General features: G+C 73.6%; 26 protein-coding genes. 13 read left to right on the top strand and 13 right to left on the bottom strand.

The genetic code is table 11. The features are described 5' to 3' along the window. Positions 1-5 precede the first annotated feature (5 nt). Positions 6-518, top strand: coding sequence for a 4-hydroxylaminobenzoate lyase (locus ABZ312_RS29005; RefSeq protein ID WP_500328827.1), 513 nt, complete (start codon positions 6-8; stop codon positions 516-518). A 156-nt stretch (positions 519-674) separates the two neighbouring features. Here the strand turns inward: ABZ312_RS29005 and ABZ312_RS29000 are convergent, their stop codons facing one another. After that, positions 675-1,451: an SDR family oxidoreductase gene (locus ABZ312_RS29000; RefSeq protein ID WP_500328826.1), complete on the bottom strand. Its 777-nt coding sequence runs from the start codon at positions 1,449-1,451 to the stop codon at positions 675-677. 133 nt (positions 1,452-1,584) lie between these two features. On the opposite strand from ABZ312_RS29000, the gene ABZ312_RS28995 reads away from it, so the two are divergent. The 4 genes from ABZ312_RS28995 to ABZ312_RS28980 all read left to right on the top strand — a co-directional run bounded on the left by ABZ312_RS28995 (position 1,585) and on the right by ABZ312_RS28980 (position 5,493). Further along, positions 1,585-1,719, top strand: coding sequence for a hypothetical protein (locus ABZ312_RS28995; RefSeq protein WP_500328825.1), 135 nt, complete (start codon positions 1,585-1,587; stop codon positions 1,717-1,719). Between the two features lie 119 nt (positions 1,720-1,838). Continuing rightward, a complete protein-coding gene (locus tag ABZ312_RS28990; protein WP_500439087.1) occupies positions 1,839-2,702 on the top strand; it encodes an acyl-CoA thioesterase in 864 nt (287 codons plus the stop codon). A gap of 30 nt (positions 2,703-2,732) precedes the next feature. Beyond that, on the top strand, positions 2,733-4,112 hold the full coding sequence (locus ABZ312_RS28985; RefSeq protein ID WP_500357938.1) for a CoA transferase: 1,380 nt from the start codon (positions 2,733-2,735) through the stop codon (positions 4,110-4,112). A gap of 118 nt (positions 4,113-4,230) precedes the next feature. Beyond that, entirely contained in the window at positions 4,231-5,493 is a 1,263-nt protein-coding gene (locus ABZ312_RS28980; protein WP_500439086.1) for a M48 family metallopeptidase, read from the top strand. Between the two features lie 13 nt (positions 5,494-5,506). Here ABZ312_RS28980 and ABZ312_RS28975 read toward each other — a convergent pair whose 3' ends face one another. Further along, positions 5,507-6,328, bottom strand: coding sequence for a DUF1684 domain-containing protein (locus ABZ312_RS28975; protein ID WP_500328821.1), 822 nt, complete (start codon positions 6,326-6,328; stop codon positions 5,507-5,509). 309 nt (positions 6,329-6,637) lie between these two features. Further along, positions 6,638-7,198 carry a TetR family transcriptional regulator gene (locus tag ABZ312_RS28970; protein WP_500328820.1) on the bottom strand — a complete coding sequence of 187 codons (561 nt, stop codon included), beginning with the start codon at positions 7,196-7,198 and terminating at the stop codon, positions 6,638-6,640. A gap of 98 nt (positions 7,199-7,296) precedes the next feature. On the opposite strand from ABZ312_RS28970, the gene ABZ312_RS28965 reads away from it, so the two are divergent. After that, entirely contained in the window at positions 7,297-8,229 is a 933-nt protein-coding gene (locus ABZ312_RS28965; RefSeq protein ID WP_500439085.1) for an oxidoreductase, read from the top strand. Positions 8,230-8,257: 28 nt separating this feature from the next. On the opposite strand, the gene ABZ312_RS28960 is transcribed toward ABZ312_RS28965, so the two are convergent. Further along, on the bottom strand, positions 8,258-8,830 hold the full coding sequence (locus ABZ312_RS28960; RefSeq protein WP_500328818.1) for a DinB family protein: 573 nt from the start codon (positions 8,828-8,830) through the stop codon (positions 8,258-8,260). A 70-nt stretch (positions 8,831-8,900) separates the two neighbouring features. Between ABZ312_RS28960 and ABZ312_RS28955 the strand changes: the two genes are divergently transcribed. Then, positions 8,901-9,545 (top strand): class I SAM-dependent methyltransferase, encoded by a 645-nt coding sequence (locus tag ABZ312_RS28955; RefSeq protein WP_500439084.1) that lies wholly within the window; start codon positions 8,901-8,903, stop codon positions 9,543-9,545. A gap of 2 nt (positions 9,546-9,547) precedes the next feature. Here ABZ312_RS28955 and ABZ312_RS28950 read toward each other — a convergent pair whose 3' ends face one another. The 3 genes from ABZ312_RS28950 to ABZ312_RS28940 form a co-directional block, all read right to left on the bottom strand. After that, positions 9,548-10,162, bottom strand: a complete 615-nt coding sequence (locus tag ABZ312_RS28950) for a hypothetical protein (RefSeq protein WP_500357935.1) — start codon at positions 10,160-10,162, stop codon at positions 9,548-9,550. 134 nt (positions 10,163-10,296) lie between these two features. Continuing rightward, the gene (locus tag ABZ312_RS28945) at positions 10,297-10,959 is read right to left on the bottom strand and encodes an MBL fold metallo-hydrolase (protein WP_500439083.1); all 663 of its coding nucleotides are present in this window, start codon (positions 10,957-10,959) and stop codon (positions 10,297-10,299) included. 39 nt (positions 10,960-10,998) lie between these two features. Then, the gene (locus ABZ312_RS28940; protein ID WP_500328814.1) at positions 10,999-11,946 is read right to left on the bottom strand and encodes an alpha/beta hydrolase; all 948 of its coding nucleotides are present in this window, start codon (positions 11,944-11,946) and stop codon (positions 10,999-11,001) included. A gap of 182 nt (positions 11,947-12,128) precedes the next feature. Between ABZ312_RS28940 and ABZ312_RS28935 the strand changes: the two genes are divergently transcribed. Further along, complete coding sequence (locus ABZ312_RS28935) at positions 12,129-13,046, top strand: helix-turn-helix domain-containing protein (RefSeq protein ID WP_500357933.1); 918 nt, start codon at positions 12,129-12,131, stop codon at positions 13,044-13,046. Between the two features lie 7 nt (positions 13,047-13,053). Here ABZ312_RS28935 and ABZ312_RS28930 read toward each other — a convergent pair whose 3' ends face one another. After that, positions 13,054-13,455, bottom strand: coding sequence for a DUF1330 domain-containing protein (locus ABZ312_RS28930; RefSeq protein ID WP_500357932.1), 402 nt, complete (start codon positions 13,453-13,455; stop codon positions 13,054-13,056). 245 nt (positions 13,456-13,700) lie between these two features. On the opposite strand from ABZ312_RS28930, the gene ABZ312_RS28925 reads away from it, so the two are divergent. The 3 genes from ABZ312_RS28925 to ABZ312_RS28915 all read left to right on the top strand — a co-directional run bounded on the left by ABZ312_RS28925 (position 13,701) and on the right by ABZ312_RS28915 (position 16,438). After that, entirely contained in the window at positions 13,701-14,573 is an 873-nt protein-coding gene (locus tag ABZ312_RS28925; protein ID WP_500357931.1) for an oxidoreductase, read from the top strand. A gap of 103 nt (positions 14,574-14,676) precedes the next feature. Beyond that, positions 14,677-15,378 (top strand): SDR family NAD(P)-dependent oxidoreductase, encoded by a 702-nt coding sequence (locus ABZ312_RS28920; protein ID WP_500360378.1) that lies wholly within the window; start codon positions 14,677-14,679, stop codon positions 15,376-15,378. A gap of 217 nt (positions 15,379-15,595) precedes the next feature. After that, the gene (locus tag ABZ312_RS28915; protein ID WP_500328809.1) at positions 15,596-16,438 is read left to right on the top strand and encodes a prephenate dehydratase; all 843 of its coding nucleotides are present in this window, start codon (positions 15,596-15,598) and stop codon (positions 16,436-16,438) included. Here ABZ312_RS28915 and ABZ312_RS28910 read toward each other — a convergent pair. After that, positions 16,399-16,605, bottom strand: a complete 207-nt coding sequence (locus ABZ312_RS28910; protein WP_500360379.1) for a hypothetical protein — start codon at positions 16,603-16,605, stop codon at positions 16,399-16,401. The two genes, ABZ312_RS28915 and ABZ312_RS28910, sit on opposite strands and share 40 nt — an antisense overlap. 244 nt (positions 16,606-16,849) lie before the next feature. On the opposite strand from ABZ312_RS28910, the gene ABZ312_RS28905 reads away from it, so the two are divergent. Then, entirely contained in the window at positions 16,850-17,827 is a 978-nt protein-coding gene (locus tag ABZ312_RS28905) for an alpha/beta fold hydrolase (protein WP_500328807.1), read from the top strand. A gap of 25 nt (positions 17,828-17,852) precedes the next feature. On the opposite strand, the gene ABZ312_RS28900 is transcribed toward ABZ312_RS28905, so the two are convergent. Then, positions 17,853-18,800, bottom strand: a complete 948-nt coding sequence (locus tag ABZ312_RS28900; RefSeq protein WP_500439082.1) for a DUF8832 domain-containing protein — start codon at positions 18,798-18,800, stop codon at positions 17,853-17,855. Between the two features lie 140 nt (positions 18,801-18,940). After that, positions 18,941-21,457, bottom strand: coding sequence for a SpoIIE family protein phosphatase (locus ABZ312_RS28895; protein ID WP_500439081.1), 2,517 nt, complete (start codon positions 21,455-21,457; stop codon positions 18,941-18,943). 148 nt (positions 21,458-21,605) lie between these two features. Between ABZ312_RS28895 and ABZ312_RS28890 the strand changes: the two genes are divergently transcribed. After that, entirely contained in the window at positions 21,606-22,511 is a 906-nt protein-coding gene (locus tag ABZ312_RS28890; RefSeq protein WP_500439080.1) for a GNAT family N-acetyltransferase, read from the top strand. Positions 22,512-22,629: 118 nt separating this feature from the next. On the opposite strand, the gene ABZ312_RS28885 is transcribed toward ABZ312_RS28890, so the two are convergent. Then, positions 22,630-24,459 carry a glycoside hydrolase family 15 protein gene (locus ABZ312_RS28885; RefSeq protein ID WP_500439079.1) on the bottom strand — a complete coding sequence of 610 codons (1,830 nt, stop codon included), beginning with the start codon at positions 24,457-24,459 and terminating at the stop codon, positions 22,630-22,632. A gap of 22 nt (positions 24,460-24,481) precedes the next feature. After that, positions 24,482-24,634 carry a hypothetical protein gene (locus ABZ312_RS28880; RefSeq protein ID WP_500328802.1) on the bottom strand — a complete coding sequence of 51 codons (153 nt, stop codon included), beginning with the start codon at positions 24,632-24,634 and terminating at the stop codon, positions 24,482-24,484. Between the last annotated feature and the right edge of the window lie 194 nt (positions 24,635-24,828).

Below are 24,828 nucleotides of genomic sequence, written 5' to 3'. Positions count from 1 at the left end.
GGACGATGGATCACCGACGGGAGCTCATCGAGCGCAGCATCCCCTTCCTGGAAGCGGTCAGGAACCGCACCGCGGGCAAGGAACTCGAGGACTGGCTGAACGGCACCCACGGCCCGCGCAGCGAGCTGTACGGGCACCTCTCGCGCCTGATCAAGCTCGGCGTCGAGGAGGGCTGGGCCGCGAACGCCGAGGTCGACGGCCCGAACTACCGGCGCAGCCTCATCGCACCGCCCTCGGCGGAGACGCAGTACTTCAGCATCACCGCGGTGTACATGAACAGCCAGGCCCGCTACCGGGGCCAGTACCACGCCCACCCCTACGGCGAGATCAACCTCGTGGCGCCCGTCGACCGTGACGCGCAGCTCGCCGGCCCCAGCGGCTGGCAGGGGCCGGGCTGGACCGCCCCCGCCCCCGGCAGCCACCACTACCCCGAGGTCCGCGGCGGCGCCCTCATCGCGCTGTTCTACCTGCCCGCGGGGCGCATCTCGTACGACATCACCGCACCGCGCGGCCACTGACCGATCGTTTCAGGATGACATGCGGGGTCGTCGGAGGCAGATGATGCCGCAGCATTCGGCGGTACGTGTCGTAGTACGGGATCGTTGCTCGGGTCCCCGCGGCGGGCATTGCGTCCTCGACCTGCCGCCGTCCCCGCAGTGACGCCTGACGACAGCTCAGCTCGGCTGGCCGGTGGGCATGATCGTGACCTGCTGGAGGTTGACGTGCGCCGGCTGGGAGACGAGGAAACCGACGGTACGGGCGATGTCCTGGGCCGTCAGCCACTCGATCGTCTCCTTGGAGCCCGCCAGCCACTCCAGGGCACCGGAATCGGTCACATGGCTCTGCAACTCCGTGCCGACGATGCCAGGCTCGATGGCCGACACTCGCACGTTCTTCGGACCGAGCTCCGTACGCAGGTGGCGCGACAAGTGCGTGACGTAGGCCTTTGTACCCGAGTAGACGGCGAAGTTGGGGAAGATGTTCTGCGCGGCGATCGACGAAGTGTTGACCAGGTCGCTGACGCCACGCTCGGCAGCCGTCTCGACCAGCTGCGGAACAAACGCTCCGATGATGTGCATCAGGCCGGTGATGTTCAGATCGATCTGCTGCTGCCACTGGTCGGTGGCGAGCTCCTCGATCGGGGCCGGCAGCATCACACCCGCGTTGTTGAACAGCAGGTCGGCGCCGCCGAAGTCGTTCTTCACCTTGTTGGCAGCGGCACGCACCGCCTGCGCGTCGGTCACGTCCACCGGGATCGCCAGGGCGGTGCCGCCTTGACCCTCGATCCGCGAAGCCAGGACGGCAAGCCGGTCCTCGCGGCGGGCCAGTACTGCCACCTTCGCACCCAGTGACGCCAGGTGCTCGGCAGTCGCTTCCCCGATGCCGCTGGAAGCGCCGGTGACGACGGCGACACGGCCGGCCAGGGGCACGGCAGAGGATTTCGAGGTCATAACGGTACCTTCCCGTGATCGTTTAGGAGCGGCAAGCCGACATGCCGCGGCACTTCCCCCTTGCGCGCCCACTCATCGACGACGTCACCGCCGTCCTCGTCCTGCGCGCCCACGACTGCGAGGTGCCCGTCGTATGGGCCGCCATCGGCACGGTCCTCCGCGTCGCCAGGGGTGCGGTGCGCTCCCCGTCGCGCTCGGCGACGGCACCTGGCTCACCCTGGCCGCGGACGGCACCACCCTCAACCGCTGGGCCCCGCACCGCCGGTGACCAGCGGGGCCGGTCCGACCCCGCCGGGTCCGCGCAGGTCGGCGGCCCTACCATGTGCGTCATGCACAGAAGTGGGCGAGCGGTGAGCGCCCGGCCGTACGCACCCTGGCGGTGAACCCATGCAGCAGAACGTCCCGGACCTGGCCGAGACGGCCACGTCGTTCACGGAACTGCTGACCCTGGAGCGGCTGGAGGAGAACCTCTACCGCGGCTTCTGCCACGCCGGGATGCCGTTGCGGGCCTTCGGCGGCCAGGTCGCGGCGCAGTCGCTGATCGCGGCGGGCTCGACCCTGCCCGCCCCCGACCTGCTCGTCCACTCCCTGCACGGCTACTTCATCCGCGCGGGCCGTACCGACCGGCCCATCGTCTACGAGGTCGACCGGACCCGGGACGGACGCTCCTTCGCCACCCGGCGGGTGGTCGCGATCCAGGACGGCGAGGCGATCTTCAGCCTCTCCGCCTCCTTCCACCGCCCGGAGGACAGCGACGAGCACCAGGCGGACGCGCCCGAGGCGCCCGGGCCCGAGGGACTGCCCGAGCTGTGGGAGCTCGGACGTGCCCGGCGGGGAGCGTCCGTCTTCGAGGCCGTCCTGGAGTCCCGCTGCGTGGGCGACCCCGACAAGGGACTGCCCAGCATCGGGCAGGGCCCGCGCCAGCAGTTGTGGGTCCGCACCCGCGACGCCCTGCCCGGAGGGCCGTTGCTGCACGCCTGCGCCCTGACCTACTTCTCCGACATCCGGCTGCTCGCGACGGCCAGCCTGCCCTACGCCGACCACCCCGGCGTGCGGCAGGCCGCATCGCTCGACCACGCCGTGTGGTTCCACCGGCCGTTCCGCGCCGACGAGTGGCTGCTGTTCGCCATGGAGAGCCCGACGTACGCGTCGTCCCGGGGCCTGGCCCGGGGTCAGTTCTTCACCCGGGACGGCCGCCTGGTCGCCTCCGTCGTGCAGGAGGGGCTGTACCGGCGGCGCCCGCCCCGCTGAACGGCCGCCCTCCGAGGAAGGAACGACACGATGCAGCAGCCGCCCGACCGTCCGACCGTCGAGGCCTGGGAGGCCCTCGGCGGCGTCCCCGAGCGGGCGGAACACGTGGCGTACCGGGAGGTGGCCGGGGTGCTGCCCGCCCGGCTGCCGGTACGCCGGATGGCCCGGGCCACGGTCGGGGTCTGCTCGCTCGCCGCGGCCGAACTGCTCGCGCTGCGCTCCGGCGGGCCGCCGCCTGCGGTGCTGGTCGACGAGGGGGCGGTGGCCACCGCGTTCGTGAGCGAGCGGCACCTGCGGATCGACGGCCGGGCGGCCACGTCCTTCGCTGCGCTGTCCGGCTTCTGGCGCACCGCGGACGGCTGGGTGCGCACCCATGCCAACTACCCGCACCACCGAGCCCGGTTGACCGCCGCCCTCGGCCTTCCCGACGGTGGTGACGGCGGCGACGAGGACGCACTGGCCCGACGGCTGGCGGAGGAGCTGGCCGGGCGCAAGGCCGCGGAGGTCGAGGAGACCGTCTACGCGGCGGGCGGGCTGGCCGTCGCCGTACGGGATCCGGGCCCGGCGGCGCGGCCGCTCGTGGAGACCGAGCGCACCGACGACGCTCCGGTGCGCCCCCTGCCTCCGGCGGGGCTGCCCGCGGCGGATGTCCGCGTGCTCGACCTGACGCGGGTCATCGCCGGACCGGTCGCCACGCGCACGCTGGCGCTGCTGGGCGCGGACGTCCTGCGGGTGGACAGCCCCCGTCTGCCGGAGGACGAGTCGGCCCACGCCGACACCGGCTTCGGGAAGCGGTCGGCGCGGCTCGACCTCTCCGGTCCCGACCGGACGGTCCTCGAGGACCTCCTCGCCTCCGCCGACGTGGTCGTGACCGGCTACCGCCCCGGCGCACTGGACCGCTTCGGCCTCTCGGCGGAGGCGCTGCGCGAGCGGCGGCCGGGGCTGGTCGTCGCCCAGCTCCGCGCCTGGGAACGGTCAGGTCCCTGGGCGGGGCGGCGCGGCTTCGACAGCCTGGTGCAGGCGCGCTGCGGCATCGCCTCGATCGAGGCCGGACCGGACGGCCGTCCGGGCGTCCTCCCCGCGCAGGCCCTCGACCACGGCACCGGCTACCTGCTGGCCGCGGCGGTCCTGCGCGCCCTGGCCGACGCCCGCCGCCACGGCGGCGGAAGGCTGCTGCGGCTGTCGCTGACGGCCACGGCCTCCTGGCTGACGCACGGCATCGGCCCGGGCGACGCGCAGACCGGAACCGGAACCGGTGGGGACCACGACCCCACGAGCCGGCTCGCCGTCGCCGACTCCGCCTACGGATGCCTGGTCCACGCCCTCCCGCCCCTGGGCTACCACGGCGCCCCGGCCGACTGGACCCGCCCCCCGGGGCGCTGGGGCACGGATCTTCCGGTCTGGCGGTGAACCACACGGACCCCGGGTGAACCCTTCGCCCGGGGGCGGGCGGTGGCCCCCGGGCGCGCGGAGCATCCGCACCGCCACTACGATGCCCCGGCTCGAGATGATCAAGGGGAGGGGCGACATGCGGACAGGCCGAGGAAGACCGTGCCCGCAGTGCGGGCAGCGGCTGACGGAGGACGACCGGTTCGTCGTCTGGTGCGCGGCGTGCGACTGGAACGTGCGGGGCGGGAACGAGGACGACGAGGAGCACGACGGACCCGTCGACGCGTTGCGCCGGCGCCTGTCGCGGGCGTACGGCGAGGAACTGTTCGCCAGGATGACGTCGGAACGGCCGCCGAGGCCCGGCCGGGGCGCGGCGTACGTCGGCGCCTACGCGATCGCCGGCCTCGTGCACCTGCTGACGCTGGCCGTGGCCGCTGCAGGTGTGTGGCTGCTGGTGACGGGCTGGCGGGCGATCATCCCCGCCGTGCTGGGCGTCCTGTTGCTGGGCCTGGCATGGCTGATGCGTCCACGGCTGGGGCGGAGGCCGCGGCACGGGGACCAGCTGCACCGGGCGGACGCGCCCGCGCTCTACGCGCTGCTGGACGAGGTGGCCGACGCCCTCGGAGCGCCACGGGCGGACGTCGTCGTGGTGGACACCCAGGTCAACGCCTCTGTCCAGGCGGTCGGCCTGCGCCGTCGCAAGGTGCTGACGATCGGCCTCGGGCTGTGGGAGGTGCTGACCCCGCAGCAGCGGGTCGGCCTGCTCGGCCACGAGTTCGGTCACTTCGTCAACGGCGACACCAGCGCTCACCGCACGCTCGTCGAGTGGTACGTGCTGCTGCGTCCGCAGCAGGACACCAGCGGCCTGGGAATGATCGAGATCGCCGCACGACTGTTCATGTTCGTACCCGCCTCCGCCGTGCTGCTGCTCCTGCACGTCCTGGCACACCTGACCCTGCGCGCCAGTCAGCAGGCCGAGTACCTCGCGGACGACCTCGAAGCGCGGATCGGTTCGACGGAGGCTGCCATCGGGGGGCTCGACGTCCTGCTGCTCGCCGACGCCATCTCCTTCTGGCTCGACCAGCAGTACGTCACCGCAGGCACCGTGCACCGCGCCACACGGGGCGCCGACAGGGAACCCGACGAGGCGGTCTGGAAACGGCTCAAGGAGTACGTGGGGTCGATTCCCGCGCATGAGCTGGAGCGGCGGCGCCGGCTGTCCGCCCTGACCGCCCACGTCGAGGACCAGACGCACCCGCCGACCCACCTGCGCCGCGCCGCAGTCGAGCGCCGGGAGCACCATCCGGCCGCCGTCGTGCTGGACGTCGCGCGGAACAAGGAGGTCGACGCCGCGCTGGACCCGGCCCGCCGCCGGCTCGGCCGGGAGGTCCTGCGCGGCTGAGCGACCCCCGGGTTCAGGCCCGGCCGCCCCGCTCCAGGGGGATCCTCTCGCCCGCCTCGACGGCGAACGGCAGCCGGTTGCCGGCGGGCGGGAGGGGGCAGGTGGCGAGGTCGGTGTACGCGCAGGGCAGGTTGGCCGCACGGTTGAAGTCCAGGCTCACCCCGCCCCCGGCGTCCGGCGGGTCGATCTGCAGGGAGCGGTTCGCCGCGTAGGTGGTCACCCCGGATGTCGCGTCGGTGAACAGCGCCATCAGGCCGCCCGGCCGCGAGCCGTTGAAGACGGTGAGCCGGTACGTCGCGCCGTCCACGTCGAACTCCACCTGGCCGGGGGAGTCGTAGACATGCTCCAGGCCCTCGACCGTCGCGCCCACGGTCACCGGACGCGGGGCGTCGTAGGGCACGAATCGGCCCTCGCGGACCCAGCGGGGATCGGGCGCGTAGGCGGGCGTCCCGGTGAAGCCGGTGCGCAGCGGGTTGCCGGGGTGGCGTGGGCGCAGGATGTCGTGTCCGCCGCGCTTGGCGACCTCGACGACGGCGTCGCCGAAGCCGGCGTGGACACCGTCGCGCTCGCCGATGACGCCGAAGTCGTACCGGCCTCGTACCGGCGTGCCGTCGACGGTCAACTCCTCGCCGTCGCCGAGCTCGACCACCACATGGCCGTCGGCGACCGACCAGGTGCCGGGGGCGTCCTCGAAGCGTTCCGGTCGCGGTCCCAGCCAGCGCAGGCTCGTGATCGCCAGGAAACCGTGCGGACCGGCGAGCACCTCCTCCTTGCCGCGGTGCCAGCGCTCCCACTGCTCGGTGAAGCCGGTGCGTTCGACGTCCTGAGCGGTCATGTCCGCTGCTCCCTCGCGTGGCGGTGTACTTCTCCTCCCCGTACAACCGCCGCGGCCCGCGGAGTCATCCCGGTGCCCCCGACGCAGCGGCCCGCCCGGTCGGCGTGCGAGGACGACCGGGCGGGCTCCGCTTCCCAGGCTGCCCCGTGGGTGATCGCCGCGCAGGCCGGAGGCCGTCGCGATTGCGCCGGACGGGGTGGGGGCGCCGCGTGTCGGGAGCGCGGCGTCAGGACGGGCGGGGGTCAACCTCCCTGCCGCGTAGGGAGGGTGCGCGCGGCGGACTCGTGCCCCTCGCGTACGGACGTCGGATCAGGGCGTGACGAGCTGCCGCACCGACTCCACGACGACCCGCCTGCGCTCCGGTGCCGGGACCAGGGAGCGGACGTCCTCCCCTTGGCGCTGCCACATGTTGGCCACGACGAGGACGAGGGCGAGGAGTTCGCCCGCGCCCATGCGGTCGGTGACGGTGCCGCGCCGCTGCGCGTCCTCGACCGCGGCGACCTTGTCGGCCATGGACGCGGCCACGACGGGCCGGACCTCGCGGCCGTCGCCGCGTTCGAGGGCGTACCAGGCCACGAAGCGCATGACCTCGGGGTGGTCGAGGGCCGCGTCGTGGAGGCGGCCGGCGTAGCCGGGCAGGTCGTCGGCGTCGATGGGGATGCCGGCCACGGCCTGTTCGACGACGGCGTCGTAGACGGCCTCGAACAGGCCCTCCTTCCCGTCGAAGAAGGAGTAGGTCAGGCCGGGGCTCACCCCGGCGCGTCCGGCGATCCGGTCGACCCGCGCCCCGGCGACGCCGTACTCGGCGAACTCGGTCAGCGCCGCCTCCAGCAGCAGCCGCCGCTTCAGCTCCGGATCACGTGTGCGCATGCACGCATCCTCGGCTATTGAACGTTCATTTGACAACTCGGCCAGGGCAGGGCACCGTCTAGCTATTAAATGAACGTTCACTTGATAGGAGTCCGAGCATGCCCGCCACCACCGCCCCCACCCGCCACTGGACCCCCGGCGCCATCGCCGACCAGCGCGGTCGCACCGCCCTCGTCACGGGCGGGAACAGCGGCATCGGACTGGAGACCGCACGCGTGCTCGCAACGCACGGCGCCCGCGTGATCCTCGCCGGACGCAGCCAGGACACGCTCGACGAGGCGGCGGCCGCCCTCGCCGCCGAGCAGCCCGGCGCCGACGTCGGCACGGTCGTCGTCGACCTCGGCAGCCTCGCCTCGATCCGGCGGGCGGGCGAGCGGCTGGCCGCGGGGCCGGGGGCGGTCGACCTGCTGATCAATAACGCGGGCGTCATGAACGTGCCCGAGCGCCGCACCACCACCGACGGCTTCGAGCTGACCTTCGGCACCAACCACCTCGGCCACTTCGCCCTCACCGCCGGGCTCATGCCGGCCCTGCTGCGGTCGTCGGCGGCCCGTGTCGTGACCGTCAGCGCCGTCGCCGCGCGATGGCGCAGCGGCCGGCTCGACGACCTCAACAGCGAGCGCCGGTACGGAGCGATGGGCGCCTACGCCAAGTCCAAGCGCGCCAACGTCGTGTTCACCCGGGAACTGGCGCGCCGCCTTGCGGGCACCTCCGTCGAGGCGGTCGTCGTCCATCCCGGTTCTGCGATGACGAACCTGCAGCGGCACAGCAGCGGCCCGCTCGCCCGGATGGTCGTCGCCGTCTCCTCGCGGGCGCTGATGGGCTCGCCCGAGGGCGCGGCCTGGCCGTCGCTGTACGCCGCCACCAGCCCCGACGTCCGCAGCGGGCAGTTCCTCGGCCCCGCCGGGCGCGACCAGACCTCCGGAACGCCTGTTCCGGTACGGCTGCCGCGCGGCGCGGACGACCCCGCCGAGGGCGAGCGGCTGTGGACGGAGAGCGAGCGGCTCACGGGCGTACGGTTCCCCGCCTGAACGACGCCGCGTCGCCCGCCACGGTCCGTCAGCCCGGCGGGTCCTCGCCGACGAGCCCGTCGACGGACTCCCGGATGAGGTCGGCGTGCCCGACGTGCCGCGCGTACTCCTCGATGAGGTCGACGAGGATGCGCCGCAGGCTCGGTGACCGCCCGTCAGGGGTGGTCCAGCGGCCCAACTGTCCGAGGTCGCCCACCGCCAGGGCCTCGCGGACCACGTGCCGGGAGCGGGCGACCGCGCCCCGCCAGAGCGCCATGAGCTGTTCGGGGCCGTCCTGCGCCGCGGAGTGCCAGTCCCACTCGGGGTCGGCGCGCCAGTCCACCGTGTCCCACGGCGCACCCGGCTCCCGCCCGAGGAACTTCCGGGAGAACGTGGCGTCCTCGCAGTGCGCCAGGTGCTTCAGCAGACCGCCCAGGGTCACGGACGAAGCACCGACCGTCGCCCGCAGGCCCGCCGCGTCCAGGCCGCCGCACTTCCACGCGAAGGTCGCGCGCTGCCGCTCCAGCGAGCCCAGCAGCGTCGCGGCCTCGCCCCCGGCGAGCGGCGGCTCCGGCCCCCCGGCCGGGCTCCGGCCGATCTCCCACGCGTCGTCGTCGGTCACGGCAACCGAACCTACCGGGCGCGGGTGCCGCCCGAGAACCCGTTCCCCCGGTGAACTACCGTGGCCGGCCATGGACACCGACGACTGGCTCGCGGACACCCGGACGTCTTACGACACCGTCGCCGAGGACTACGCCGACCAGGTCCGCGGCCTCCTGGACGAAACACCCTACGAACGTGCGGTGCTGGCGCTCTTCGCCGACCTGGTCAGGAGCAGTGGCGGAGGGCCGGTCGCGGACGTCGGATGCGGACCCGGGAGGATCACGGCCCACCTGAACGGACTGGGTGCGGACGCCTTCGGGATCGACCTGTCGCCCGCGATGATCCAGGTGGCCACGCGCGAGCACCCCGGCGTGCGGTTCGACGTCGGTTCCATGACGGACCTTGACCTCCCCGACGGCTCGGTGGCGGCCCTGGTCGCGTGGTATTCCCTGATCCACGTCCCCGACGACGCGGTCGGCGCCGTCCTCACGCACTTCCGGCGGGCCCTGCGGCCGGGCGGCCCGCTGCTGCTGGCCTTCCACGCAGGCGAGGGGACGCGACTGAAGACGCAGGGCTACGGCGGCCACCCGATGAAGGTCCGGGTCCACCTGCGGCGGCCCGACCGGATGGCCGCGTGGCTCGGCGACGCCGGTTTCACCGTGGAGGCCCAGATGACGCTCGCCTCGGCCGAGAGCAGGCTCGGGGGGATCCTCTTCGCACGCCGCGACGGGTGAGTTCAGTGCTCGCGGTTTCCGCACTCGGCGTCGTAGAGGACGCCCCCCGGCGACAGCACGCCGTACGGCGCGTGCGCCAGTCGTACGTAGGCCGCGCCGGAGGCATCCGCCGTCAGCGACTCGATACGCACGGGCGGAAACGTCTTCGCCGGCTCCGTCGTGTGCACTTCTGCTTCGGCCGGTGTGTCGAAGGGCTCGCCTTCGAGGACCGCCAAGGCGGTCGTGGTGCCGTCGGGTTGCGGCTCGGACTCCTCGACGGCCAGCCGCCAGTGCAGTGCGGCCTGCGCCAGTAGGTGCTTCCCGTGGATGCCGTGGGCGAGGAGGGCGCCGGCACGGCTGCGGATCTGCCGCGCGATGGCGCAGCAGAGCGGGACGTCGGTGCCGTAGGGCGTGTCCACGCGGTTGTGGCCGGCGAGCGGGGAGAAGCACAGTGCGTCGAACACCAGCGAGAGGGCCACGTCCTTGATGCGCGGGCGCCGGCCGTGCTCGACGAGGTCCAGCAGGACCGCCGTGGCGGGGTAGGCCGCGGGGAACACCATGGCGGCGTGCCCGCAGGTGAAGCCGCGGTCCCCCAGTGCCGCCGCCGCACTCCCCGTCTCGTTGGCCGTGGTCGACACGGTCAGCCGCCGCAGCGCGTGGCGACCCGTGCGGGTTCGTCGCCCGGTTACGACGTCGGGTTGGGTATCGCCGACCAGTCCACGGCGTCGATGGCGTCCAGGATCACGTCCGCATTGTGCCGGACCAGGTGAGGTCAGAGGGTCAGCGCACGCTCCAGCGCGGCCCGGTCCGCCGGTGCGCCGTGTGCGGGGAGCACGAGCTCGACCGGGAGGGCGAGCAGCGGCCGCAGGCGCTGGACCACCTGCTCGCGCGTGACGCCGTCCCGCAGCCGGTCGTTGATCTGCAGCCCGCGGCCGAAGTCGACCAGGGTGTCGCCGGGGATGACGGCCCGCACACGGCCGTCCCACAGAACCATGTCGTTGTGCTCCCTCCCGGCGAACGCCTCGATCCCCGCCGGGAGTCGGTCGCCCGCGGCGTACAAGTGGCCATGGCCGCCGTCACCGGTGTGCAGCCAGGCGAGGTCGGGGCTGCCGTCACCGGCCTGTTCGCGCGTGACGCCGAACTTCCGTACGAGGTCGTCGGCGGTGTCGGGCGGGGGAGTGAACACCGGTGCGTCGAGGCCCTCGACCAGACCCCGTGCGTCGCGCTCGTGCCAGGGAGCGGTGAGCACCACGACCGGATCCCGTTCGGCGGCGAGCGCGAGCAGCCCGGCCGGAACGGACAGCGGGTCGAGGAGGAGCAGCCGGGTGCCGTCGTCGACGGCGTACGACGACACCTCCCGCGGCCACGGCTCGTCCGGCGTCCATTCCGGATGCGGCGTCTGCCAGTGCCAGACGCCGGTTGCGACGTCACGCATGCGCGGACCCTACCGGCACACCCCGCCCGGGCGCCGGGGTCAGTGGCCCGCGGCCGGGTCCAGGTTGCGGGTGAAGAAGCCGGCGAGCTTCTGGACCGCGGGGTCGACGTACCGCTCCCGGTCGTAGAGGTCGACGTGGCCGGCGCCGTCGATCCAGTGCAACTCCTTGGGGCCGGTGGCGCGCTGGAACGCGTCGACGCTCATCCAGGCGGTGACCGCGCGGGACCCCACGACCATCAGCAGGGGGCGCGGGCCCATGAGCGGCACGGGGGCGAAGGCGTCGAAGGCCGCCATCCTGTCGATGCTCGACCAGGTGAAGAAGTCGGCGGCCCGGGGGTGCCGGGCGCGCGGGGTGCGGTAGTAGTCGAAGCCCTCGACGCCGTGCTCCCCGCCCAGTGCGCGGGCCTGGTCCGCGGTGTCGGGGAACAGGGTCAGGACGGGCGGCTCCTCGCCGCGGGCCTCGGCGGTACGTGCGCCGGCAGCGGCCTCCAGCATGCCCTGGAACACGGCCGCGTCCTGGGTCCCGTCCGCCCCCAGGCGGAACTGGCGGGAGACGTCGACCGCGCTGACGGTGCCGACGGCCTTGATCCGCCGGTCACCGGCCGCCGCGGGAAGGACGTAGCCGCCGGAGGCGCAGATGCCCAGGGCGCCGATGCGTCCGGCGTCGACGTCGTCGCGGGTGGTGAGGTAGGAGACGGCCGCCTTGAGGTCCTCCACCCGCTGGGCGGGGTCCTCCAGGCCGCGGGGTTCGCCGCCGCTCTCGCCCTGGTGCGCCGCGTCGAAGGCGAGCGTGACGAAGCCCTTCTCGGCCAGGCGCCGCGCGTAGAGACCGGCGGCCTGCTCCTTCACGCCGGTGCCGGGGTGGCCGACGACGACCGCGGGCCGCGGGCCCCGCGCGGCGGGGGCGTCGTGGGAGTGGTCGGGGGTGTAGAGGTGGCCGGCGAGCGGGATGCCGGCGCTGTCGAAGGTGACGGTGGTCTTGGCCACAGGGTTCTCCGTGTTCGCTGTCGTGGCGGGCCGCGCCCGTTCGGCGGGCCCTCTGCCGCCCGGGACCGTGCCGGGCACTTTCGACCCTCCGTCCTGGCCGGGGTGGGCAAAAGAGGCGGGTTCCTGCCGGGGAAGAAACGTGCCCCCTCACAGCAGGGGGAGTGCGCGGGAGAATGGGGCACATGACTGCGGCATCTGGTCCTCGCGAACTCGGAGCCTTCCTGAAAGCCCGCCGGGCGCAGCTGGCACCGGACGAATGCGGTCTGCCGCCGGCGGATTCCGGGCGCAAGGTCGCGGGTCTGCGCCGTGAGGAGGTCGCGCAGCTCGCCGCGATCAGCGTCGACTACTACACGCGGCTCGAGCAGGGCCGCGTCCGGGCGTCGGCTTCGGTCCTCGCCCCGCTGGCCCGTGCGTTGCGCCTCGACGAGGACCAGCAGAGGTACCTGTACGAGCTCGCCGGCAAGGCCGACGCGCAGCCGCGGCGCCGCCGTCCCGCGCAGGGCGTGAGGCCCGCGATGCGGCGTCTGCTCGACCAGCTCTCGGCGACGCCCGCCGTCGTCCTCGGCAAGCGGCTGGACGTCCTGGCCTGGAACGACGCCGCCGCGGCCCTGTACACCGACTTCTCGGCGGTCCCGCCGGGCCGGCGCAACTACGTGCACCTGCTCTTCACGCACCCGACCGTCCGCGGCATGCACCGGCAGTGGGAGCACGACGCCCGCGACGCCGTCGCCGCCCTGCGCATGCAGGCCGCCGCTGAGTCCGACGATCCCGAACTGGCGCGTCTCGTCGGTGAGTTGTCGGTCCAGGACACCGACTTCCGCACCTGGTGGGCGGAGCACCGCGTCATCACCACCAGCTACGGCACCAAGCACTACCGGCACCGGATGGTCGGTGACCTCACGCTCGACTGCGACACGTGGAGCAGCCCCGACGGCTCGGGTCAGCGCCTCATGGTGCTGACCGCAGAGCCCGGCAGCCCGTCGTACGACGCCCTGCGCATCCTGGCCTCGTGGACGGCCGGGCAGCCGGTCGCGGACGAGGCCGGGGACCGGGCAGGCCGGCGGGGCGGGATCGACCCGCCCCGGCCAGGGTGTCTCTGAGCCTGCGTCAGCCGTCCGCACCGGACGCACCGGAAGCACCGGATACACCCGACGCGCCGGACGCACCGGCGAGCGACGCCCGGACCTGCCGGGCGAAGCCGGCGACGGTGTAGTCCGCGGGAAGACCGTCGATCAGCACGAGGTCGGAGATCGCGTTGCGGGTGCGCAGCGGCAGGATCTCCTGGTACTCGGGGGAGTTGTACCAGTCCTGGGCCGCGGCCCGGTCGGGGAACTCCAGGAGGACGACCAGGCCGGGCCATGCGCCCTCCACCACGGTCGGCTCGCCGTTCGCGAGCCACGTGCCGCCGTAGGGCCGCAAGGTGGCGTCGACGCGCTCCAGGTAGGTCAGGCCCTCGTCGTTCGGGATGCCGCCGGGGATGCGCAGGTGGTTGATCAGGTACGTGCTCATGTCTGGCCTTCCGGGGTGGGTGCCGTCGCCGGTCGTCGTGACCAGGCGACGTGACGGACCGGCCGGATCGCCGTGCGACGCGCCGCACGGACGCCGGGATGCGTCCCCGCGGGTGAGGCGACTGGTCCCCTCACCCCCAGGAACAGTGGGGCACTGCCACCGGCGCCCCACGCCGCGCACAGTGGAGGGCGGCCGGAGCCGACCGGTTCGTCACCCCCCACACCAATGCGCGAAAGGTGCGACACATGAGCAACGCCCGGAATCTCCCCGGTGGTGCGCTGCGGCTCGCGGACGACCTCGTCATCAGCCGCATGGGCTACGGCGCCATGCAGCTGGCCGGTCCCGGGGTCTTCGGCCCGCCGAAGGACCGCGACCAGGCCCTCGCCGTGCTGCGGGAGGCGGTCGAGCTGGGGATCACCCACATCGACACCAGCGACTTCTACGGTCCCGCGGTGGTCAACGAGCTGATCAGGGAGGCGCTGCACCCCTATCCGGACGCCCTGCGCATCGCCACCAAGGTCGGCGCACGCCGCGACGCCACCGGCGGCTGGATCCCCTCCCTGGAGCCCGACGACCTGAAGGCCCAGGTGCACGAGAACCTCCGCCGCCTGCGACTCGACGCACTCGATGTGGTATACCTGCGCCTCGGCTCCGTGGGGGGCACCGGCGACGACCCGATCGCCGAGGAGTTCGGCGCCCTCGCGGAACTGCGCGAGCAGGGCCTGATCCGGCACCTCGGTCTCAGCGGGGTCTCCGACGGCCAGCTGACCGAGGCGCAGTCCATCGCCCCCGTCGTGGCCGTGCAGAACCTCTACAACCTGGTCAAGCGGCAGGACGACGCCCTCGTCGACCGGTGCGCGGCCGAAGGCATCGCCTTCGCCTCCTTCTTCCCGCTCGGGGGCTTCACCACGTTCCAGTCGGACGGACTCGCCGGCGTGGCGGCCCGGTTGGGTGCCTCGCCGCAGCAGGTCGCCCTCGCCTGGCTGCTCCGGCGGTCGGCGACCACCGTCCTGATCCCGGGTACGTCCTCGCTCGCCCACCTGCGCGAGAACGTGGCCGCGGCCGCCCTGGAGCTGCCTGCCGACGCCGTCGCGGAACTCGACGGCATCGCCGGCTGAACGGCGCCCCACTCGCGCCACCCCCCCCCACCCCCCACCACACCCCCCGACACGTCGGCGCGCGGTCACCCGTGCGTCGCGCGCACCAGCAAGGGAGCACCCCATGACCATCACGCTCGTCACCGGCGGCAACAAGGGCCTCGGCCGCGAGACCGCCCGCCGTCTGATCAAGCTCGGGCACACCGTCTACATCGGCTCCCGGGACGCCGTCCGCGGACGGGCGGCCGCCGACGAGCTCGGGGCGGAGCTGCTCCTGCTCGACGTCACCGACGACGCCTCCGTGACCGCGGCGGCCGAGGAGCTGCGGCGCCGCGAGGGCCGGCTCGACGTCCTGGTGAACAACGCGGGCGTCTTCGAGGGCATGGTCGGCGCCGCGGAGGCCTCCGGCGCCCACATGGCGACCGTCCTCGACGTCAACGTCGTCGGCCTGGTGCGCGTGACGCACGCCTTCCTCCCCCTCCTGGGGGAGTCCGCCGCGCCGGTCATCGTCAATGTCAGCAGCGGGCTCGGCTCCTTCGGCACGGTCCTCGACCCCGGGAAGAACGAGTCGCGGTACGTCACGCCCGTCTACTCCGCGTCGAAGGCGGCGGTGAACATGCTCACGGTGCAGTACGCCAAGGGCCTGCCCCACATGCGCGTCAACGCCGTCGAGCCCGGGTTCAGCGCCACCGACCTGCACGGTCTGAGCGGGCACGGCATCCAGACCCCGGAGGAGGGCGCCGAGGCGATCGTGCGCTACGCCACGGTCGGCCCGGACGGCCCGACCGGCACCTTCGGCGACCTCACCGCGCAGTTGCCGTGGTGATGATCCCCGCGCCGGCCGCCGGGGCCGGCGCGGGACCCACGGGCGGTGGGGGCCGCCCGTGGGCCACCCGCCCGCGCCCGGGGTGAGCCGGGGCCGCGCGCCGGCCACGGCCGTCCGGCCCTCGGACGGGAACGGGTTGCGCGCGCGGCGCGCAGTAGCATGCGAGGACGGCCCCGCCGCACGCACAGCCCACCGATCCGGAGATACCGACGCGCACATGGTGACCATCGCCTACCAGGGAGAACCCGGATCCAATTCCGCCGCCGCGGCCCGCAGGCTGTACCCCGAGAGCCGGGAGCTGCCCTGCACGACGTTCGAGCAGGCGCTGGAGGCGGTCGCGGTGGGGAGCGCGGACCTGGCCGTGATCCCCGTGGACAACTCTGCCGCCGGTCGCGTCGCGGACGTCCACCACCTGCTGCCGGAGGCGGACCTCTCGATCATCGCGGAGTACTTCCTGCCGATCCGCTTCGACCTGATGGGCGTGCCCGGGGCCACGCTGGAGGACGTCGTGTGCGTCCGCAGCCATGTGCACGCCCTGGGGCAGTGCCGGAAGATCATCCGCGAGGGCGGCTGGCAGACGCTGGTGAGCGACGACACCGCGGGCGCCGCCCGCGAGGTCGCGGAGCTCGGCGACCCGCGGCACGCGGCGCTCGCTCCGCCCGGCGCGGCGGACCTGTACGGGCTGCAGGTGCTGCGCGGCGGCGTGGAGGACACCTCCGACAACACCACCCGCTTCGTCGTCCTCTCCCGCGACGCCGTGTTCCCGCCGGACTCGGGCACGCCCATGATGACCAGCCTCTTCTTCTCGGTGCGCAACATCCCGAGCGCGCTCTACAAGGCGCTCGGCGGCTTCTCCAGCAACGCGGTGAACCTCACCAAGATCGAGAGCTACCAGGTGGGCGCGGGGCTGAAGGCCAGCCGCTTCTACATCGAGATCGAGGGCCACCCCGAGGAGAGCGGAGTGGCCCTGGCCCTGGAGGAGCTGCGCTTCTTCTCCTCCGAGGTGCGGATCATGGGCGTCTACCCGGCGCATCCGCACCGCTTCCTGGACCACGACTGACGCAGGATCCGGCTCCGCTGCACGAAGACCGCGCCGATGGCACGCAGCGTCCCGGCGGCCGCGTTGTAGTTGCGCTCCAGTACCGCGATCCGGCGGCTGGCGGTCGACTTGTCGAGCAGGAAGGGCGTCGCCGAGTCGGTGCCGAGGCAGCCCCCGCGCTCCCTCATGGGGCCGAGCGCGAGGCGGAAGAGGAGATGAGCGAGGCCGTCGCCGTCCGACCCGGAACCGCCCCCGCGGCCCGGCCGCACGGCGCGCCCCGCGGGCCGCACACCCCCTCGGGGCAGCTTTCACCCCGACGGCCCACGGGCGTGACCCGGTCGGCATACGCGGCCGGGCCTGTCGCCGCCGAGCCGTGAACACTCAGGTGCCGTAGGGCCTCCGCCCTGAGCACCGAGGAAAGCGAGATACGGCATGGCGGCAACTCTGGATTCCCGCTCGCGGCGTCGCATACGCCGCGCCCACGTCGCCGCGGCCGGCTGCGCCCTGGCCTTCTGCGCGTCCGCCGCGGCTCCGGCCGCCGCGGACGGGGACACGACCGGGACGAAGCCGACGGTGGTCCTGATCCACGGGGCGTTCGCGGACGCCTCCAGCTGGAACGGGGTGATCGAGCGGCTCGAGAGCCGCGGTTACCCCGTCATCGCCCCCGCGAACCCGCTGCGCGGGCTGTACAGCGACTCCACCTACATCGCCTCCGTACTGGAGAGCATCAAGGGCCCCATCGTTCTGGCAGGCCACTCCTACGGCGGCGCGGTGATCAGCTCCGCCGCGGCGGGGAACCCCCAGGTGAAGTCGCTGGTGTACGTCTCCGCGCTGATGCCCGACGTCGGTGAGAGCGGGATGTCGCTGGCCGAGCGGTTCCCCAGCGCGCTGGGCACCGCCACCAAGTCCGTGCCGTTCCGGGCGGGCGGGGGAGTCAGCGGTACCGACCTCTACCTCAAGCGCGACAAGGTGCACCCGGTGTTCGCCGCCTGCCTGCCGGAGAGCCAGGCGAACCTGCTGGCGGTCACCCAGCGGCCCGCGGCCACCACCGCGTTCTCGGAGAAGGCCAAGGTCGCGGCCTGGAAGACGATCCCGTCCTGGGCCCTCGTCGGCCGCCAGGACATGACGATCAACCCGGACCAGGAGCGCTTCCAGGCGGAGCGCGCCCACTCCCACACCGTGGAGCTCGACACCTGCCACGTGTCCCTGATCGCACGTCCCGACGCCGTCGCCGACCTGATCCTCCAGGCCGCCACCGCCGCCGAGTCCGGCCGCCCGGCGCTGGCCGACACCGGTTCCGGCGAGCACCGGCCGGGCGTCGGCGCTCTGGCCGGCGCCGCCGGGGGCGCGTTGGCCGCCGGCGCGGCCGCCTTCCTCGGCGCCCGTCGCCTGCGGCGCCGCTCCGGCTGAGGGCCCTGCCGAGCCCCGCCCGACGTCAGTCGCCGTGGTTGTGGCCGCCCGTCCCGCCGCCGTCCGTGTCGGCATGGCCGTCGTCCGGACCGGCCGTGACCGTGAACGCGGCGGTGCGGACCGTTCCTTGGTGCTTGAAGTCGAGGAAGAGCCGGTACGTGCCCGCGCTCGGGGCCGTGGCGGTGAAGGAGACGTCCGGCCCGGGCGCGGTTGCGCCGTCGCCCGGGGCGCCGCCGGGGTGCACGTGCAGATACGCCAGGTCGCCGGCGCGCAGGGCGACCAGGTGGCCGTACGCGCCGAGGTAGGGCTGCAGGTCGGTGACCTCGCGGCCGTCCTTCGTCACCGTCAGCCGGAGCTCCCGCGCGGCGCCGGGTCGCAGGCCGCCGTGGAGCGTCACGGTGTAGCCGTCGACGGTCGCCGTCCGGGAGACCGGCGCGGGGCTGCCGGGCCGGTGGTCCCCGGCCACGGAGAGGTCCGCGCCGAGCGTGAGGTTCCGGCTGCCCTTCGCGGCGGGCGTGAAGTCGGCGAAGACCCGGTGGTCCCCGGCCCGGGGGAGGCTGACGGGGGTGCTCCACGTGCCGTCGGCGGCCCGGACCGGATGCAGATGGCGGTAGGACATCAGGTCGCGTGAGACGACGATCAGGTGCAGCTCCTTCTCGTGAGCCCGCCGGTACGAGGTGAGCGGGTGGCCGTCGGCGTCGCGTATGAGGAAGCGCAGTTCGGCCGGGCGACCGGAACCGACGCGTGGCGTGCGGAGGTCCAGGGTGTAGCCCGCCTCGCTGATCGCCAGGCCTCCCGCGGGCTGGGCGGCGCCCTCGCCGTCGGCGGTGTCGTGCGCGTGTCCCGGCCCCGGCGCGTTCACGCCGGCCACCGGTGGGCGGACCGGGTCGAAGGCCGCACCCACGCCGTAGGCGGTGCCGAACGAGGCCGCCAGGGCGACGGCGAACGCGGTGATCTTCGTTCCGGTGTTCAAGGCTGCTCCATGGGTGCCGTGGCATGGGGACGACGTGCCGGGCGGGCGCGTTGCTCCACGCTATACCCCCTAGGGGTATGTGCCAAGGTTCGCGAGGGCAGTACGCGGATACGGGGTGGGGGTATGTGTGGCCGTGGTCGTCAGGCGGGCGTCAGGACCTGTTCGGTCCAGATCGTCTTGCCGCGCGGATGGTGACGGGTGCCCCACTGCTGGGCGAGCTGCGCCACGAGGAGCAGACCCCGCCCGCCCTCGTCGTACGTACGGGCACGGCGCAGGTGCGGGGTGGTGTTGCTCGTGTCCGTGACCTCGGTGATGAGCGCCGTGTTGTTGTGGATCAGGCGCAGCTGGATGGGCGGCTTGCCGTAGCGGATGGCGTTGGTGACCAACTCGCTGACGAGCAGTTCGGTGGTGAACGAGGTCTCCTCCAGGCCCCACGTCGTCAGCTGCGACGTGGTGTGGTGGCGGGCGTGCGCGACGGTGGCGGGGTCGTTGGGCAGCTGCCAGGTGGCGATGTGGTCGGAGGGCAGGGTGCGGGTCCGGGCGACCAGGAGGGCGATGTCGTCGGTCGGGCGGTGCGTGATGAGGGTGGTCAGGACCCGGTCGCAGACCGTGTCCAGCGACGAGGTCGGGTGCGCGAGGGCCGTGAACATCTTGTCCAGGGACTGGTCGATGTCGTTGTGGTGCGGGTCCAGCAGCCCGTTGGTGTAGAGGGCGAGGACCGTGCCCTCGGGGAGGTTCGTGGTCATCGTCTCGAACGGGAGCCCGCCCAGGCCCAGCGGGGGGCCGGCGGGGACGTCCAGGAAGTGGACGGCGTGGTCGGGGGTCACGACGGCGGGCGGAGGGTGCCCCGCGCGGGCGAGGCTGCACTGGCGCGTGATCGGGTCGTACACCGCGTACAGGCACGTGGTGCCGATCCCGCCCGCGGTCTCCGCGTCCTGGTCCTCCCCGGCGTCGTCGGAGCAGAGGTGGATCACCAGGTCGTCGAGGTGGGTGAGGAGCTCGTCGGGTGGCAGGTCCACGTCGGCGAGGGTGCGCACCGCGGTGCGCAGCCGCCCCATCGTGGCCGACGCGCGGATGCCGTGCCCGACGACGTCGCCGACCACGAGGGCGACACGGGCGCCGGACAGGGGGATCACGTCGAACCAGTCACCGCCCACCCCGGCGTGCGTCGTCGCGGGCAGGTAGCGCGTGGCGATGTCCAGAGCGTCCTGATCGGGCAGGGTGTGCGGCAGCAGGCTGCGCTGCAGCGTCATTGTCGTCGTGCGCTCGCGGGCGTAGCGGCGGGCGTTGTGGATCGCCGTGGCGGCCCGGTGGGCGAGCTTCTCGGTGAGGGCGAGGTCGTCGGCGGTGAAGGGGACCGGATTGCGGTGGCGGCTGAAGACGGCCAGCCCGAGGGTGCCGCCGCCGGCCGTGAGGGGGATCGCGATGACCGAGTGGGTGCCCGCCTCGCGGATCCACGCGGCCCGGGGGTCCTGGGCGGCCCAGCGGGCGAGGGTGGCCTCGGTGATGTCGTACAGCGCGGCCTTGCCGGTGGCCAGCGTCTGCGCGGGAGGGGACCCCGGGGGGTAGGTCGCGGTGTCGCCGAGGGCGATGAGGGCCTCGGGGGTGCCGGGCAGGATGGACCTGGCGGCGGTGCGGGTCACGGTGACCGGACCGTCCGACCCAGCGGCCCGGGCGCCGCTGGAGGGCTCGATCAGGTCGACGGCGGCGTAATCGGCGAGCTCGGGCACCACGAGGTCGGTGAGCTCCTGGGCAGTGCGGGTGGTGTCCAAGGTCGTGCCGATGCGGGTCGCGGCGTCGTGCAGGAGCTGCGAACGGCGCCGCACCTCGGGGTCCTCCCCGGCCGGGTGCGTGGTGAGCACCACCCCGCTCACGGTCCCCGCGGGGTCGGTGAGCGGGGTGAGGGTCGCCTGCAGGGCGTGCTTCCCGTCGGCGCCGTCCCCCGGCGCGGTGCCCGGGCCGCCGTCGTCTCCGGTGGCGGTGGAGCCGTCCGCGGTGAAGGGGGCCGGAGCGTGCTGCGGGCGCCCGCTGGTCAGGACGCTCCGCATGTGGGCTTCCGTCTGCCGGGCCGTGTCACCGGGGGCGAGGTCGGCCAACCGCAGGCCGCGCATCTCGGCCTCGCGCAGTCCCAGGGTGTCCTCGAAGGCGGCGTTGGCCCGCGTCAGCCGTAGCCCGGTGTCGAAGACGGCCTGCGGGCAGGGGGACTGGGTGAACGCCCAGCCGCACACCGCGTCGTGCGCCGGCGGGTCGCCGGAGGACCCGGGGACCGCCGCGACGACGAGCCAGCCGCTCCTGTCGTGCGCGTCGCCGTCGTGCCCGGGCCCGGTGCCGCCCGGCGGCCGGCCGGCGGTCTCGCGGTGGTGGGCGAGCAGTCGCAGGCGCAGGGTGTGTCCGTCCCGGTGGCGGAGCGCGAGGGTCCCGGCCCAGCGTGGCGTGGAGGGGGGCGACGGCACGTGCGGCGGGGGTCCGGCGAGCAACAGCGTGGCGGGATGACCGATGATCTCGGCGGGCGTGTGGCCGAGCAGGTGGTGGGCCTGGGCGCTCCAGCCGGTGACGATCCCGTGGTCGTCGAGCGTGGCGGAGGCGGTGTAGGCGGTGGCGCCGTCGGTGCCCAGGGATTCCGGCTGTCCACCGGCGGCGGTGGGAAGTGGCTCCATGGCTGTCATCTCGCCCTCGCTAGGTTCTTTCCCCCGCGGGGGCGGGGGAACCGGGCTCGGCCAGGGCATCCACTGACCAGCATCGTGCCTGTGACGGGTGAGCACCAACGCAACGGGCGTGGCGGCGCCGGGAGGGGCGTCGGAAGGCATGCCGCGGCATGAGAGCATCGCAGGCGTGTTCCTGGAGACCTCCCGGCTGCGCGTACGCCGGTTCCGCCCCGGTGACGCGCCGGCCCTGGCCGCCTACCGGTCCGACCCCGCCGTCGCCCGCTACCAGGGCTGGAGCGAGCCGGTGTCCCCTCAGACGGCCGCGGACCTCGTCGCGCGGTTCGCCGCGGGGGATCCGGAGGAGCCCGGCTGGTTCCAGTACGCGGTGGAGCTCGCCGCCACCGGCGAGCTGATCGGCGACATCGGCGTGTGCCTGCACGACAACCGGATGCAGGCCGACCTCGGTTTCACCCTCGCCCGAGCGCACCAGGGCGACGGCTACGCCACCGAGGCCGTCACCGCGCTGCTGGACCGGCTCTTCACCGTGAGCGGCCTGCACCGCGTCTCCGCCGAGTGCGACGCGCGGAACACCGCCTCGGCACGTCTGCTGGAGCGTGCCGGGTTCCGGCTGGAGGGCCGTCGCCCCGCTCACACCTGGATCAAGGGGGAGTGGACCGACGACCTGCTGTTCGGTCTGCTCGCCGCCGACTGGCAGACGCGTCACCCGGGCACCGGCCGCGACGGGGGATGGCGACAGGGGAGGACGACCGGGAGGACGACGGGGAATGACTGCTTCCGGTTCACGGTTGGACCAGGCGCGGGAGACCTGCCACGGGACTCCACGGGGACGCGGAGCGGTCCGTCCCCACGGAGTGCCGCCGAGCAGGAGAACGGCCCCGCTTCGATCCGGCGCCGGCCTGGCCCCCCTTCCCGGCCGGCGCCGATCGTGTCGAAGGACCCCGGGGTGCGACCGGCTTCGGACACCGAGTCACGCTGCCTGTGGCCGTGTCCGGTTGAGCCCGGGTGGGTCAGTCCGGCTCGCAGGAACCCCTCGACGGGTGTCTGATGTGGTCAGCGGCCCGGGGCCCCGGAGTGGCCCCCGATGAAAGGCCCCGGGCCCGCTTCGTGAGTCATGCCTCCGCCCCCGGGCGATCCCGCCACGGAAGAAGTCTCCTGACGGATCGTCATGCGGCGATGGGCTGCCGGGCCTCACTGATCGCCCAGGCGGCGTTGACCAGGCCGATGTGACTGAACGCCTGCGGGAAGTTGCCGAGCAGTTCACCGGTGGCCGGGTCGATCTCCTCCGCCAGCAGGCCCACGTCGTTGACGTACGCCGCCGCCCGGGCGAAGACGTCGCTGGCCCGTTCGGCCTGGCCGGACAGGGCCAGCGCCTGGGCCAGCCAGAAGGTGCACAGCAGGAAGGTGCCCTCCTCGCCGGCGAGGCCGTCCACCCCCTCCGCCGTGCGGTACCGGTAGACCAGTCCCGCGGCGTCGGTGAGCCTCCGCTCCGTCGCGTCGATGGTGGCGCGGATCCGAGGGTCGTCGGCGGGCAGGAAACCGACGATCGGCATCATCAGGTTCGACGCGTCGAGGGCGGTCGAGCCGAAGTACTGCGTGAAGGCGCCCGCCTCCTCGTTCCAGCCCTCCCGCAGCACGGTCCGGTGGATCTCGTCCCGGCTCCTCCGCCAGGCCGCCACCTTGTCCCGGCGCGCGCCCAGGCGGTCGGCGAGCCGCACCGCCCGGTCCAGCGCCGCCCAGCACATGACCTTGGAGTACAGGAAGTGGCGGGGCTCGCCACGGACCTCCCAGATGCCCTGGTCCTTGTCGGTCCACCGCTCCGCCGCGGCGTCCGCGCACGCGACGAGGAAACGCCGGGTGTCGTCATCGATCCGGTGCAACTGGTCCGCGAGGCGGTAGGCGGCCTCGAGGAGCTCCCCGTAGACGTCGATCTGCTGCTGGCACCACGCGCCGTTGCCCACCCGCACCGGCTGGCTGTTCCGCCATCCCCGCAGATGGGGGAGGGTGCGCTCGCTCAGGTCGTGCTCGCCGCCCACCCCGAACATGATCTGCAGCGTCCGGTCCTCGCTCAGCGACGGCGCGGCGGTCGCCAGGAAGGCGAAGAAGTCGTGCGCCTCGTCGGGGCAGGCCGCCACCCACAGGGCCTCCATGGTCAGGCAGGCGTCCCTGACCCAGGTGTAGCGGTAGTCCCAGTTGCGCTCGCCGCCCACGCCCTCCGGCAGCGAGGTGGTCGCGGCGGCGACGATGGCGCCGCTGGGCTGGAACGACAGCGCCTGCAGCACCCGGCCGCTGTGCTGCACCAGGTCACGCCAGGGCCCGTCGTAGGCCTGGTGCATGTCCGACCACGACTGCCACGCAGCGATCGTGGAGTCCAGGCGGCCGGACAGGTCCTCCTGCGTCCAGACGTGGGCCGGGGGCTCCTCGAGCGTCGAACGGTGCAGGCCGAAGCAGACGGACTCGCCGGCCCGCAGGGTGAAGGTCCCGTGGGCCGTGGCGTCCGCGAAGTCCATGCGGTACGGAGTGGTCAGCACCAGCCACTCGGCCCCTCCCCGGGACGTGACCCCGCCCTCGGTCCCCGACAGGATCGGCGCGACGAGCCCGTACTCCGGTCGCGGGCGGTACTCCGTCTCCACCGGCACCTCACCCTCGGCGCAGGTCAGCCTGCGGGCCAGCAGGTGCGGCGCGCCGGCCCCGAGGCTGTGCTCGTCACCGTGCGGGCCGGTCAGCAGGGCGTCCGTGAGCGTGGCCGTTCCCGAGTCGGTGCGGAAGGTGGTCTCCAGCACCATGGAACGGTCCACGTACGTCCGCGTCGCCTCGTACGGGACCGACGGCCGGACCGACCAGTGACCGGCCGCGCCGTCCAGCAGTCGCGCGAAGACCGAGGGGCTGTCGAACCGGGGGAAGCACAACCAGTCGACGGAGCCGTCCCGGCTCACCAGCGCGGCGGAGTGCCGGTCGGAGATCAGTGCGTAGTCTGCGATCGCGGTCGAACTCATGGCGGCTCCCACGGACAGTGGCTCAGCGGACCGGCCGGCCCTTGCCGTACGCCGCGCGCGGCTCGAACGCCGCGCCCCGCGCCACGAGTTCGGCCGAGGCCCTCCCGATGTCCCCCGCCTGCCACGACATCCGGGCGGAGGTCCAGGCACAGGCGCCCGCGGGCACGGCCGTCACGCGGTCGCCGGCCGGACCGGCCCCGCCGTCTGCGTCCCTGCCTCCAGTGTCCCGCGGACGGCGACGGGCGACCCGGTGCGCGGGTGTGCGGGGGTCCGTGGTGTCTGAATTCGCCGGTCGGGGGGTGTGGGGGGATGCTGGTGTATATGAGTACGCGCGTTCCTGCGGATTCTGTGCCTCGGGCGGAGTTGCCC

It is taken from the genome of Streptomyces sp. NPDC006207 (genome assembly GCF_040613835.1).
GTDB lineage: Bacteria > Actinomycetota > Actinomycetes > Streptomycetales > Streptomycetaceae > Actinacidiphila.
Note: the sequence above shows the minus strand (reverse complement) of the source record. Positions and strands in the feature narration are given on the sequence as shown.

What these genes read in the sequence shown, in the direction of transcription:
- ABZ312_RS28935 (WP_500357933.1), top strand. Translation starts at nt 12,129, where the DNA reads ATGACTGCGGCATCTGGTCCTCGCGAACTCGGAGCCTTCCTGAAAGCC.
- ABZ312_RS28970 (WP_500328820.1), bottom strand. Translation starts at nt 7,198, where the DNA reads ATGCGCACACGTGATCCGGAGCTGAAGCGGCGGCTGCTGCTGGAGGCG.
- ABZ312_RS28915 (WP_500328809.1), top strand. Translation starts at nt 15,596, where the DNA reads ATGGTGACCATCGCCTACCAGGGAGAACCCGGATCCAATTCCGCCGCC.
- ABZ312_RS29005 (WP_500328827.1), top strand. Translation starts at nt 6, where the DNA reads ATGGATCACCGACGGGAGCTCATCGAGCGCAGCATCCCCTTCCTGGAA.
- ABZ312_RS28895 (WP_500439081.1), bottom strand. Translation starts at nt 21,457, where the DNA reads ATGGAGCCACTTCCCACCGCCGCCGGTGGACAGCCGGAATCCCTGGGC.
- ABZ312_RS28980 (WP_500439086.1), top strand. Translation starts at nt 4,231, where the DNA reads ATGCGGACAGGCCGAGGAAGACCGTGCCCGCAGTGCGGGCAGCGGCTG.
- ABZ312_RS28990 (WP_500439087.1), top strand. Translation starts at nt 1,839, where the DNA reads ATGCAGCAGAACGTCCCGGACCTGGCCGAGACGGCCACGTCGTTCACG.
- ABZ312_RS28890 (WP_500439080.1), top strand. Translation starts at nt 21,606, where the DNA reads ATGCCGCGGCATGAGAGCATCGCAGGCGTGTTCCTGGAGACCTCCCGG.
- ABZ312_RS28965 (WP_500439085.1), top strand. Translation starts at nt 7,297, where the DNA reads ATGCCCGCCACCACCGCCCCCACCCGCCACTGGACCCCCGGCGCCATC.
- ABZ312_RS28975 (WP_500328821.1), bottom strand. Translation starts at nt 6,328, where the DNA reads ATGACCGCTCAGGACGTCGAACGCACCGGCTTCACCGAGCAGTGGGAG.
- ABZ312_RS28920 (WP_500360378.1), top strand. Translation starts at nt 14,677, where the DNA reads ATGACCATCACGCTCGTCACCGGCGGCAACAAGGGCCTCGGCCGCGAG.
- ABZ312_RS29000 (WP_500328826.1), bottom strand. Translation starts at nt 1,451, where the DNA reads ATGACCTCGAAATCCTCTGCCGTGCCCCTGGCCGGCCGTGTCGCCGTC.
- ABZ312_RS28945 (WP_500439083.1), bottom strand. Translation starts at nt 10,959, where the DNA reads ATGCGTGACGTCGCAACCGGCGTCTGGCACTGGCAGACGCCGCATCCG.
- ABZ312_RS28925 (WP_500357931.1), top strand. Translation starts at nt 13,701, where the DNA reads ATGAGCAACGCCCGGAATCTCCCCGGTGGTGCGCTGCGGCTCGCGGAC.
- ABZ312_RS28885 (WP_500439079.1), bottom strand. Translation starts at nt 24,459, where the DNA reads ATGAGTTCGACCGCGATCGCAGACTACGCACTGATCTCCGACCGGCAC.
- ABZ312_RS28955 (WP_500439084.1), top strand. Translation starts at nt 8,901, where the DNA reads ATGGACACCGACGACTGGCTCGCGGACACCCGGACGTCTTACGACACC.
- ABZ312_RS28910 (WP_500360379.1), bottom strand. Translation starts at nt 16,605, where the DNA reads ATGAGGGAGCGCGGGGGCTGCCTCGGCACCGACTCGGCGACGCCCTTC.
- ABZ312_RS28930 (WP_500357932.1), bottom strand. Translation starts at nt 13,455, where the DNA reads ATGAGCACGTACCTGATCAACCACCTGCGCATCCCCGGCGGCATCCCG.
- ABZ312_RS28995 (WP_500328825.1), top strand. Translation starts at nt 1,585, where the DNA reads ATGGGCCGCCATCGGCACGGTCCTCCGCGTCGCCAGGGGTGCGGTGCG.
- ABZ312_RS28905 (WP_500328807.1), top strand. Translation starts at nt 16,850, where the DNA reads ATGGCGGCAACTCTGGATTCCCGCTCGCGGCGTCGCATACGCCGCGCC.
- ABZ312_RS28985 (WP_500357938.1), top strand. Translation starts at nt 2,733, where the DNA reads ATGCAGCAGCCGCCCGACCGTCCGACCGTCGAGGCCTGGGAGGCCCTC.